General features: G+C 40.9%; 7 protein-coding genes. All 7 read left to right on the plus strand.

All coding sequences use genetic code 11. The features are described from left to right. Positions 1-4 precede the first annotated feature (4 nt). The 7 genes from malQ to CWB75_RS07210 all read left to right on the plus strand — a co-directional run bounded on the left by malQ (position 5) and on the right by CWB75_RS07210 (position 12,969). Positions 5-1,999 (plus strand): 4-alpha-glucanotransferase, encoded by a 1,995-nt coding sequence (malQ, locus tag CWB75_RS07180; protein WP_138570257.1) that lies wholly within the window; start codon positions 5-7, stop codon positions 1,997-1,999. Then, positions 2,000-4,222 carry a 1,4-alpha-glucan branching protein GlgB gene (gene glgB, locus CWB75_RS07185; RefSeq protein WP_138570258.1) on the plus strand — a complete coding sequence of 741 codons (2,223 nt, stop codon included), beginning with the start codon at positions 2,000-2,002 and terminating at the stop codon, positions 4,220-4,222. After that, entirely contained in the window at positions 4,215-6,278 is a 2,064-nt protein-coding gene (glgX, locus tag CWB75_RS07190; RefSeq protein ID WP_055012004.1) for a glycogen debranching protein GlgX, read from the plus strand. Before glgB ends, glgX begins: the two co-directional genes overlap by 8 nt. Further along, complete coding sequence (locus CWB75_RS07195) at positions 6,271-8,796, plus strand: glycogen/starch/alpha-glucan phosphorylase (protein WP_138570259.1); 2,526 nt, start codon at positions 6,271-6,273, stop codon at positions 8,794-8,796. Before glgX ends, CWB75_RS07195 begins: the two co-directional genes overlap by 8 nt. A gap of 20 nt (positions 8,797-8,816) precedes the next feature. Next, positions 8,817-10,091, plus strand: coding sequence for a glucose-1-phosphate adenylyltransferase (gene glgC / locus CWB75_RS07200; RefSeq protein WP_138570260.1), 1,275 nt, complete (start codon positions 8,817-8,819; stop codon positions 10,089-10,091). A gap of 47 nt (positions 10,092-10,138) precedes the next feature. Further along, complete coding sequence (locus CWB75_RS07205; RefSeq protein ID WP_138570261.1) at positions 10,139-11,671, plus strand: glycogen synthase; 1,533 nt, start codon at positions 10,139-10,141, stop codon at positions 11,669-11,671. An 83-nt stretch (positions 11,672-11,754) separates the two neighbouring features. Next, positions 11,755-12,969 (plus strand): EAL and HDOD domain-containing protein, encoded by a 1,215-nt coding sequence (locus tag CWB75_RS07210; RefSeq protein WP_075170221.1) that lies wholly within the window; start codon positions 11,755-11,757, stop codon positions 12,967-12,969. Position 12,970 lies beyond the last annotated feature (1 nt).

The following is a 12,970-nucleotide window of genomic DNA, read 5'->3' on the forward strand; positions in this document are numbered from 1 at the left end:
GTGAATGGACGCACTATCGCAATTATTTTATTTGCATGGAATAGGCTATGAATACACTAAGTACACTGGTGAACACGTTGTTTTTAGCGAACAAACGCGCAAGTTAGCCTTGCAGTGTTGTGGCGTTGACACCAGTGATGCAGCGCAAATAGATAAGTTAAATTATCAATTAGATGCGGCCACTTGGTTAACGCTTGCACCGGCTGTTAGCTTAGTAAAACAGCCTAGCAATGTGCTTAAAGTACGTATTAAAGAAGCCGACGCGCACCATAAAATTACGCTTAATATACCTGCATTAAATATAAAGCTGCAATTCGAACAAATAGCTGACTATGCGCCATTAGGCGAGTATTTTTTAAATGACTGCCGTTATATTGAAATAGCGTTGCCACTTACCCATTTACCTACGGGTTATTATGATGCGTTTCTAACCACGGGTGAACAATCAGCAAGTACACAAATTTGGTCTATCCCTAAACAAGTTTATCAAATTGCCGATAGTAAACGCCTTGGCTTATCAATTCAGTTATATACATTAAAAAACCAAGCCGGAATGGGAATTGGTGATTTTAATGATTTACTTGAATTAACCACGTTATGTGCAAAACAAAAAATGGATTATATTTTACTTAATCCTCTGCACTTATTATTTGCAGATAACCCAGAGTGCGCTAGTCCCTATAACCCCAGTAACCGCGCGTTACTCAATCCATTGTATATAGCAATTAACTTATCGCCAGATAGTATTAACAACCCCGCTTTAGATGATTACTTATCCTCTTGTTGTTTAACGTCGCACAGCGAGCAAGATAAAGCCTTTATTAATTATAAAACGGTTACTGAGCAGAAATATAATGCCTTTAAACTGCTTTTTGTACATTTTCAACAACAGGGTAGTCAAGCACGGCATAACGAGTTTACTGCATTTTGTAAACAGCACCGTGATGTACTTGCTATGCTAGAAACCACAGAACCGACATTCGACCATTACCTGCAATGGCAAGCACATAGCCAACTCATACTGTGCCAACAACATTGTATCGACCAAGGAATGGCGATTGGTTTGATTAACGACTTAGCAGTTGGCTGTGCCAAAGAGGGCAGCGAATATAAACATCAGCAGAAACTGTTTAGCCAAGATGCGACTGTGGGAGCTCCACCAGATCCTTGGGCTGAAAGTGGCCAAAATTGGGGTTTGCCAGCAATAAATCCTCAGCGCCTTGCTGACAATAACTATTATTTTTACCGCTCACTTATACGCGCCAATATGAATGCTGTGGGTGGATTACGCATTGATCATGTTATGGCAATTAGACGTTTATGGTGGTGCTTTAACAATAATAACAGCCAAGATGGTTGCTATGTTTACTATCCATTCGAGCACTTGTTAGCTATTTTGAAAATAGAATCTCACCTAAATAAGGCTGTCGTGATAGGCGAAGATTTAGGTGTTGTGCCACCTGAAGTAAAAGAAGCGCTGGTGAGCAGTGGAATTTTTTCAAACAGTTTATTTTATTTCGAAAAACAACAAAATGATGAATTTGTTAATCGTGATGAGCTTAGCGAACAATGCCTGCTGATGATTGCAAATCATGACGTACCGCCATTTGTTGGCTGGTGGCAGCATAGTGATTTAACCCTCAAACAACAGTATCAGCTGATTGATGCCGCTAAACACCAGCAGCTAGTGCTGCAACGTCAACAAGAGCAACAACGGTTAGTTGATTTTATTAATGCACAAGACACACATTCTGACATGTCATTAAACACCGATGCTTTTGCGATTTATAGCGCGCTGGCTTTGTGTTTAGCAAAGTCGCCATCGCGATTATTTGCCCTACAAATTGATGACTTAGACAAACAATGCTACCCAGTTAATATTCCGGGTACAGATAAAGAATATCCCAATTGGAGACGGATGTTAACACATACGTGCGAGGATATTTTTACTGATAATGCATCACTTTTGACTGCAATACATTCAATGAGGAATGGGTAAATGGGCAGTATAAAAAATATGAAATCAGCGCCTTTGGCTGATTATGACGCACAAGTTACTGCGCTCGCAGCAGGACGCTTTAAAGACCCGTTTAGTTTTTTAGGAGCGCACAGTACACAAAGCGGCATAGAAATTCGAGTGTATTTGCCAGCAGCACTGCAGGTTGAATTGTTAATTGGTGATCAAACAATTACTGCATTGCGCTATAAACAAAGTGATTTATTTATAGCTGAGCTATCAAGCATGCCGAGCAGTATGTATCAATGTCATGTTAGCTATAAAAGCAATAATATTACCATTTACGATGAATACAGTTTTAGTAGTACCCTTGATGAGCAAGCAATGTACTTGTTCAATGAAGGGAGTCTTGAGCATGCTTATGCGCACTTAGGCGCGCAATTTATTACTCAACAGGGCGTTGACGGTGTTCGTTTTTGTGTGTGGGCGCCAAATGCTGCCAGCGTTTCAGTGATTGGTGAATTTAACTTTTGGCAGTCCAATCGTCACTTTATGCGATTTCATCCGGCTAGTGGAGTATGGGAGTTATTTATCCCGGGGCTGTGCGCCGATATGTGCTACAAATTTGCTATCACCACACTCAGTGGTGAAGTTTTAGATAAAGCCGATCCCTTTGCTTTTAAAATGCAGCAAGCGCCAGGTACAGCAAGCATTTTACAATACAAACCCACCTCTATTACGCTTAGTGAACAAGCGATCAAAAATAGGCAAAAGCGTAATCATATTGATGCCGCTATTAGTATTTATGAAGTGCACTTAGGTTCTTGGCAACGCGCTGAGCATAATCGTTATTTAAGCTACAGCGAACTGGCAGATAAGCTTGTAAGTTACGTGGTTAAAATGGGGTTTACGCATTTACAACTTATGCCTATTAGTGAATACCCGTTTGATGGCTCATGGGGGTATCAGCCGGTAGGCTTGTTTGCGCCTACAAGCCGCTTTGGTGATTACAACAGCTTTAAATACTTAGTTGAGCAATGCCATAAAGCCAATATCGGTATTTTACTCGATTGGGTGCCGGGGCACTTTCCAAGCGACCCTCATGGGTTACATTGTTTTGATGGCACTCATTTATATGAACATGCTGATATGCGTCAAGGGTTTCACCCTGATTGGAATACCTATATTTATAATTACGATCGCCCTGAAGTTAAAAGCTTTTTAATATCGAATGCGATGTATTGGCTCAGTCAATTTGGCATAGATGGACTGCGAGTAGATGCAGTGGCATCTATGTTGTATCTTGATTACAGCCGAAAAGAAGGGCAATGGGTAGCTAATTGCTACGGTGGCAGAGAAAACTTAGGGGCAATTGAGTGCCTTAAACAAGTAAACATACGCAGTTATAAAAATAACCCCGGTATTATGATGGTGGCTGAGGAGTCAACGGCGTGGCCCGGAGTAACGCAAAGCGTTGAGCATAATGGTTTGGGCTTTGGTTACAAATGGAATATGGGCTGGATGAACGACAGCCTCCATTACATGCAGCAAGACTCACTATTTAGGAAATACCATCATCATAAAATGACATTTTCTATGGTGTATGCTTTTAGTGAAAATTACATTTTACCACTGAGTCATGATGAAGTAGTCCACGGTAAAGGTTCACTTCTAAACAAAATGCCCGGTGACGATTGGCAACAGTTTGCTAATTTACGGGCTTATTATGCGTTTATGTGGGCGCATCCAGGAAAAAAACTTCTGTTTATGGGCGCCGAAATAGCACAGCGAAAAGAGTGGGATCATGACCATTCAATAGACTGGCACTTGCTTGAGCATCAAAGTCATCAAGGTATTCAAGATACGGTTAAACGCCTTAATCATGTGTACCAAGCCCACCCAGCACTTTATGAGCTTGATAGCTGTGCTACAGGCTTTTCATGGATAGATAATGATAACAGTCAGCAAAGTATATTTAGCTTTATTCGTTATGCTAAAAGCGCTGACGATTTTATGGTTATTGTCGCTAATTTTACCCCAACTGCTTATCAACATTTTACTTTAGGCGTGCCTGCTAAAGGCAGTTATAAGGTGATATTAAATACTGATGAGTCATGTTTTTTTGGCTCAGGCATTAATATCACTGATGAGCCAAGCCAACTTATTCATTCAATTAATCAACCAAGCCATGGCTTTGATCACAGTATTACATTACAGATGGGTGGCTTAACCACTGTTTACTTACAAAAGGTGAATGATGAGTAATTGCTTTGAGGTTACCCATGGTGCATCTCTTCCATTGGGATCGACTGTACAAAACAACGGCGTCAACTTTGCCTTATACGCCCCTAATGCAAGCCAAGCTTTTGTTTGTTTATTTGATAAAAGTGGCCATACAGAAATATTAAAAATAGCGATGAATATTAATGAAGGCGGGGTGTGGAGTATTCACGTTGCACCACTGAGCGCTGGCGCATTATATGGCTTTAGGGTTGATGGTGAGTATAACCATGAAAAAGGTATGTTATTTAATGAACATAAATTACTGATTGACCCTTATGCAAAAGACTTGTTTAACGAGTTTACTTGGAGCGAGCGCCATTACGGACAAATGCCGATAGGCACTAAAAGCGAGGTTAATAATGCGATAGATATGCCTAAATCTAAAGTGACTACATCGGTTGCTTATACCAATAAAAAGCCACAGCATAGCTGGGCTAATACGGTAATTTATGAGTGTCATGTAAAAGGTGCTACGTGTCGTCATCCAGGTATTCCAAAAGTACAGCAAGGCACGTTTTTAGGCCTAAGCCACCCGTGCTTTATTGAGCATTTAAAAAGTTTAGGGGTGACCGCTATTGAGCTTTTGCCTGTGCATGCGTTTATAAGTGAACAGTTTTTAATTACTAAAGGCCTGCAAAATTACTGGGGCTACAATAGCATCAATTTTTTTACTCCCCACAAAGACTATTTGGTTAATGACGATATAAACGAATTTAAACAGATGGTCAGCGAACTACATCGCGCCAATATTGAAGTTATTTTAGATGTTGTATACAACCATACTGCTGAGGGCGGCAGTGATGGACCTATATTGTCTTTACGTGGCTTCGATAACCTCACTTATTATCGCACTATTAATGGGCAGCCCAATGTATATATAAATGATACTGGCTGTGGTAACACCTTAAATATTGATCATCCAAAAACCTTGCAATTGGTTCTTGATAGCTTGCGTTATTGGGTGGAAGTTATGGGGGTTGATGGCTTTCGATTTGACTTAGCCACCATTTTAGGGCGTTCAAGCACGGGTTTTAGTGCCTCTCATACGTTTTTACAGGCCGTTGCACAAGATCCTATATTAAATAAAGTAAAACTGATCAGTGAGCCGTGGGATATAGGCCCTGGCGGGTATCAGTTAGGTGCTTTTCCTGCTCCTTGGCGTGAGTGGAATGATCAATACCGTGATGTGATTAAACGCTTTTGGCAAAGTGAAAAAGGCATTATTAGTGATGTAGCTAAGCGTTTACATGGCTCCTTTGATATTTTTGAACACAGTAACCGCGGCCCGCTTAATAGTATTAATTTTATTACCAGTCATGATGGTTTTACCCTTGCCGACTTAGTCAGTTATGAGCACAAACATAACCAAGCAAATGGTGAAAACAATCAAGATGGCCACAGCGCTAATTATTCGTTTAATTGCGGAGTTGAGGGATTTAGTAGCGATCCTGAAATAATAAACTTACGGCTCCAACAACAAAAAAACTTTTTACTTACCTTGCTACTCTCTAAAGGGGTGCCAATGATAGCCGCTGGCAGTGAAATGGCCCATTCTCAAGGTGGTAATAATAACGCTTATTGCCAGAATAACCGCACAAGCTGGCTGGCATGGAAAGACTCACAACTAAACCATTGCTTAATTCAGTTTATAGATGATGCATTAAAAATTAGGCACGGTCACAGTGCGTTTAAACACAGTGTGTTTTTAGATGATATTGATGAACGTTTCACCGTTAAGTGGTTCACCGAGCAAGGTAAAAAAATGGATGAAACACATTGGCATGAAGATACGCGACAATTTTTAATGTATAGCTTACTTGATAAGCAAAATAAGCACGCCTTATTAATTATTTTAAACGCCAGTAAACAGCCCGTGGTCTGCCAATTACCACAATCGCCCATTACTGCGACATGGGCGTTAGTGTTATCAAGCGTAAATAACGCATCAACTGTTGTTGAAGAAGATGCAACCGTGAATATTTCAGCACAAAGTAGTTGGGTTTTTAGTGCCAATTTAGAAGGCGAAGATTATGACTAAGCAAGACGAGCAAGTGTGTGTGGTAAAAGGCTGGCAAGAAGGCCCGGTTATTGATGAAAGTACCTTAAGTGATGATTTAACTCGCCACTTTTATTACACCTTAGGGCGTGATGTGGTGGGAGAGTCGCAGTTGTATTTATATCATGCATTGGCGCTGACAATAAGAGATAGACTCGTTGCGCGTTGCAGAGAAACTAATCAGCAAATTAAACAACAAAAACGCCGTAAAACAGCGTATTTATCGCTAGAGTTTTTAATGGGTAGAGCACTGGGTAATGCGGTACTCAACCTTGATTTAGAATCTCAGGTAAGTACTGCACTGCAAGCTTACTGTACTGAGTTGGAAAATGTAGAACAAGCAGAGCATGATGCTGGCTTAGGTAATGGTGGCTTGGGGCGCTTAGCGGCATGCTTTTTAGATAGTTGCGCGAGTTTAGCGCTGCCAGTAGTGGGTTATGGAATTCGCTATGAATACGGCATGTTTAATCAATCAATAAAAGAAGGCAACCAAATTGAGCAGCCAGATAACTGGCTACGCGAAGGTCACCCTTGGGAATTGAGCGCTCCAGAGCAAGCTAAACGAGTTAAGTTCTCGGGTTATGTACAAAGTTATACTGATAAATTTGGCCGTGAACATCGCCAGTGGATTAGCTCCCAAGATGTGCTTGCGGTTCCTTATGATGTTCCTATTCCGGGCTATAAAAATAATATTGTTAATACCCTTAGGCTTTGGAAGTCTGAAGCTACAGATGAATTTAATTTAGCCGAATTTAATGCCGGTAGTTATTCAGAAGCGGTGGCACAAAAAAACCTCGCAGAGCAAATAACCATGGTGTTGTACCCTAACGACAGCAGTGAAAATGGTAAAGAACTGCGTTTACGCCAGCAATACTTTTTATCATCGGCAAGCATTCAAGATGTACTGAGCCAGTGGATTGAGCAATACGGAGATAATTTTACTGATTTTGCTCAGCATCATGTTTTTCAGCTTAACGACACTCATCCTAGTATTGCCGTGGCAGAGCTGATGCGAATTTTAGTTGACGACCATGAACTCGACTGGGATCAGGCATGGAACATCACAACCAAAACCATGGCTTATACAAATCACACTTTATTGCCGGAGGCATTAGAGAAGTGGTCAGTGGGGTTATTTGCTAAATTATTACCACGTATTTTAGAAATTATTTATGAAATTAATGCCCGTTTCTTAGCAGAGGTTGCAAGGCATTGGCCGGGTGATGTGCAAAAGCAACGAGACTTATCATTAATTGAAGAGGGCGAAGAGCCGCAAATTCGCATGGCTTTTTTAGCCATTGTTGGTAGTTATTCAGTCAATGGCGTAGCCGCACTGCATACCCAGTTATTAACTGCGGGTTTGTTTAAAGATTTTTACTCATTATGGCCTGAAAAGTTTAATAACAAAACCAATGGGGTGACACCAAGGCGTTGGCTTGCTTATTGTAATCCGGGTCTGAGCCATATTATTAGCGAGAAAATAGGAAAAGACTGGGTAGGCGACTTTGCAAAAATTAGCCAATTACGCCGTTTTTATGATGATCCGCAATTGCACGTAACATTGCAGCAGGCAAAACGGCAAAACAAGCAGCGTTTAGTCGATTTAGTAAAACAAAAGTGTGGCGTCGAGTTTGATGTAAATATGCTATTTGATGTGCAGGTAAAGCGTATTCATGAATATAAGCGCCAGTTACTCAATGTGCTACATGTTATTCATTTATACGACCGCATTCGTCGTGGCGATACACAAGGCATGGTACCTCGGTGTGTATTACTCGGAGGTAAAGCCGCACCTGGTTATATGATGGCGAAGAAAATTATTAAACTGATTAATAATGTTGCTGAGGTGATCAACAAAGACCCACAGGTATCTGCTTTTCTAAGAGTCGCGTTTTTACCTAATTATAATGTAACCGCCATGGAAACTATATGTCCTGCAACAGATTTGTCGGAGCAAGTTTCTACAGCAGGTAAAGAAGCATCCGGTACCGGCAACATGAAGTTTATGATGAATGGTGCGCTCACAATAGGCACGTTAGATGGCGCGAATATTGAAATCCGCGATGCAGTAGGAGCTGAAAACTTCTTCTTATTTGGCGCACAAGCCGAGCACATTGACGAAATTAGAGCGCATTATAATCCCAGTGAAATTATTGCGAATAACTCAGATCTAAATAGCGTGATGCATCTCCTTGAAAGTGGTCATTTTAATCTATTTGAACCCGGCTTATTTGATGATGTCATTAGCGGCATTAAAAGCAAAGACGATGCATGGCTAACCGCACATGACTTTGCCAGTTACATTGCAGCGCAGCGTGAAGTGGATAAAGCGTACGCTGATCAAACCCACTGGACTCAAATGAGTATTTTAAATACCGCGGCCAGTGGCTTATTTTCTAGTGACAGAACAATAGGCCAATATTGTGATGACATATGGCACTTAACCCCACTAGATACTTCACAGCAAACAGTAAAAACAAACACTGACACTAATAGCTGACACTAAATGGAGAGAGTAATATGCCCAGTTATGCAAATCGCTATATAAGTAATTTAACCAGAGACACCTATGCACTCATTCTAGCCGGCGGACGAGGTTCTCGTCTGCATGAGCTAACAGACTGGCGAGCAAAACCAGCCGTTTATTTTGGCGGTAAGCACCGTATTATTGATTTTCCACTATCAAATTGTATTAACTCTGGTGTAAGGCGAGTAGGGATTGCAACGCAATATAAATCTCATTCGCTAATACGCCATGTAAATCGTGCATGGGGACACTTTAAAAAGGAGTTAGGCGAGTCTGTTGAGATTTTACCTGCATCACAGCGCAATGGTGATGAATGGTATTGCGGTACTGCCGATGCGGTATTTCAAAATATGGATATTATTCGCCATGAACTACCTAAATATGTAATGATTTTGTCAGGCGATCATGTATATCGTATGGATTACGGCGGTTTGTTAGCAAAGCATGTCGAAAATGGTGCCGATATGACCGTATGCTGTTTAGAAGTCGCGGTTGAAGAAGCAGCAGGCACCTTTGGTGTAATGACCGTTGATCAAGAAAATCGAGTGCGGCGATTCGACGAAAAACCAGCTGAACCAAGCTCTGTGCCTGGCAAACCAGGTACGTGTTTAGCGTCAATGGGTAATTACGTATTCAATACTGAGTTTTTATTTGAGCAATTACAAAAAGATTCACAAACCGAAGGCTCAGGACGTGATTTTGGTCATGACATTATTCCCGCCATTATCGAAGAGCATAATGTGTTTGCTTACCCATTTAGAGATCCTGCACAAGTAGGGCAACCTTATTGGCGCGATGTAGGGACTTTAGATTCATTTTGGGAAGCGAACATGGAGTTGGTTATGCCTGAGCCTCAATTGGATTTGTACGACCCTACTTGGCCAATTTGGACATACCAAGAGCAGCTTCCTCCAGCTAAGTTTATTTTTGATGATGACGATCGTCGAGGTATGGCTGTTGATTCAACCGTATCGGGCGGCTGTATTATTTCAGGTTCATTAGTGAGAAAGTCATTACTGTTTTCTAATGTACATATTCGCTCATATTGTACTATTGAAGAGTCGGTTATTTTACCCGGTGTTATAGTTAACCGTGGGTGTAAAATAAAACGTGCCATTATTGATAGAAGCTGTGAGATCCCCCCAGGATTAGAAATTGGTTATGATCGTAAAACCGACGAAGCCAATGGTTTTAGAGTATCTAAAAAGGGAATTGTTTTGGTAACCCGCGAGATGCTGACAAAGTTAGACACTAAGTTAAATCAATAATTAAATAGCAAGGCGAAAGCCTTGCAGCTAACTATAAGAGTAAATAAATGCATGTATTAATGGTTGCCGCAGAAAATGATGCGTTACCTAATGCCAAAGTCGGTGGTGTTGCCGATGTCATACGTGACGTACCTAAAGCGTTAGCGGCACAGGGACTAACGATTGATGTGGTAATTCCTGATTATGGCTTTGAATTGGGTGAGCGCCGTTTTATTGGTGAAGTCAACGTTGCGTTTAATTCAGCCTCTCACGTTTTATCGCTGTTTGAAATTCCACAAACGCAAAATGCAGTGAGGCAAATAGTAATAAGCCACCCTTTGTTCAGCCAATCACATAGTGTGTATTGCAACGATGATGACAATCGTCCATTTGCTACTGATGCGAGTAAGTTTGCACTGTTTAATGCCGCGATTTGTGAAGCGCTTTTACAAGGGGTTTTAAAACAACCAAACACGTTACATTTACACGACTGGCACAGTGCTTGTGTGGCGGTGTTACTAAAATTTGAGCCTCGCTATCGTAAACTTGCTAAGCTGCGCTTGGTGTACACGGTTCATAACTTAGCCTTACAAGGTATTCGCCCTTTTAAAGACGATGACTCTAGCTTAGAAGCGTGGTTTCCCTCATTAAGTTATGATGGCCAATTGCTTTGTGATCCCCGTTACCCTCATTGCTTTAACCCCATGCGCAGTGCTATTAATTTAGCCGATAAAGTACATGTGGTTTCACCCACTTATAGTCAAGAAGTGCAGATTGCGAGTAACGATGCAGGCGGCTTTTTTGGTGGTGAAGGACTTGAGCGTGATTTACAACAAGCGGCTGAGCAGGGCAAGCTGATTGGGATCCTCAACGGCTGTGATTACACAACTCAACACCCGAAGCAGGCAACGCTTAGCGAGCTTTTAGAGCAGATAGAAGCTACGCTTTTTAGTTGGATGGCAAAAAACGTACACTTAGAAAGCAGCCACTATATTGCTCACCAACGGGTTTTACAATTTATGGCATCAGAGCAGCAAGGGCCTTTAGTGACCAGTGTAGGGCGGCTCACCGAGCAAAAAGTATTGCTGCTGTGCCAGCCATACAACGATAGTTTAACTATTGATGAGGTATGCAAGGTTATAAACCAATATAATGGTCGTTTGATTGTATTGGGCTCGGGCGATAAAAAACTAGAACAATTATTTACCACTGCGATGGCACGAAATAGCAATTTATTGTTTTTAAAAGGTTATGGCCAAGGTGTTGGTGATTTAATGTATCAACTAGGGGATTTATTTTTAATGCCTAGTTCTTTTGAGCCGTGTGGTATTAGTCAAATGCTGGCAATGAGAGCAGGTCAGCCTTGTCTTGTGCACAGTGTTGGCGGCTTAAAAGATACAGTTGAGCATAATGTGACTGGTTTTAGTTTTACTGGTGTTACCTTATTAGCTCAGGCAGAGGCACTGTTGCATAGTTTATCTGAGGCCTTGAATGTAAATCACGCTAATCCTAAGCAATGGCAAGCGATAAAAAATAGCGCTAAGAACAGCCGCTTTGGTTGGGATGACGTTGTAACTGATTATATTACATACTTATATTAAAAAATTTATTAAAGTTCAGTGACATCCGTTCCTATTTGCGCTTTAATTACTTAGTCTGGTGGAAATAATGAAAAGTAGGTAATGTGTCGGTATTTGTGGCAAGGCAAGCAATCCTTAATCGTAATCAAAATGTAGTCGCATATGAACTACTGTTTCGCGATAGCCCTGAAAATTGCTTTCCAGGTGTTTCTGATGGTCAAGCAACGGCTCGCCTGATCATGGAAAACCAGCTTAACTTAGGTACTCGCCATATTACTTCGGGTAAAAAAGCACTGATCAATATTGGTCCTGAATCATTAAAACTCGATTTATGCGAATTTTTACCCTGTAAAGATGTGGTTATTGAATTACTCGAAACCATAGAGCCCACCGACGATACCTACGAGCTATGCCGTAAACTCTTTCACAGTAACTATAAATTAGCCCTTGATGACTTTGTTTACTCACCGCAGTGGGAACGTTTTTTAAAGCTAGTTAATTTAATTAAATTTGATATTCGGCTCACGCCACTGGATGAAATTCCACTGGTGGTCAATAAGCTAAAAAAACACAAAAATATTAAGCTGTTAGCTGAAAAAATAGAAACCGATGAAGAATATAAATTAGCTCGCCAAATGGGGTTTGATTATTTCCAAGGGTATTACTTTGCCCGCCCCGCAATGATAGAGCAAAAAGATATTCATTATAATTATGGTCTTGTCATTGCCATTTATTCAGAAGTAATGAAGCCAGATCCTGATGTGAAAGTGATCACCGGGTTATTTGAGCTTGATGCAGCACTAGCATACAAACTATTGCGTTTATTAAATAGTGGTGTATTTCCCCTGCAAAGCCAAATATCATCATTAAAACAAGCGCTGGTTTACTTAGGGCAAGCGCGTTTAAAAAAGTTTGTAAGCCTAATTGTTACAGCACACACCGCGCGCACTAAGCCGATAGAGCTTATGCAAATGTGTGTTATTCGCGCTCGCTTTTGTGAATTAATAGCCAGCAAAGTCGCCAAACAAGTTCAAGGTGAGGCATTTTTAACTGGGCTGTTTTCTTTGCTTGATGCTATTTTAGATAAGCCAATGGACTTGTTGGTTGATAAACTGCCATTCCCAGATGAAATTAAAGCAGCACTAACCGGCGAGAAAAATGACTTATATTATATTCTTGAAACGGTAAAAGCATATGAAACCGGAAGTTGGTGGGCGCTTGAGAAAGCGGTATCACTCATTAATTTAGACAGTGCTTTTTTACCAAAATTATACAAACAAGCTGTAAAATGGGCCGATAGCTACAAAGATAATATTTAAA

Source organism: Pseudoalteromonas sp. S1608, assembly GCF_005887265.1.
Classification (GTDB): domain Bacteria; phylum Pseudomonadota; class Gammaproteobacteria; order Enterobacterales; family Alteromonadaceae; genus Pseudoalteromonas; species Pseudoalteromonas undina.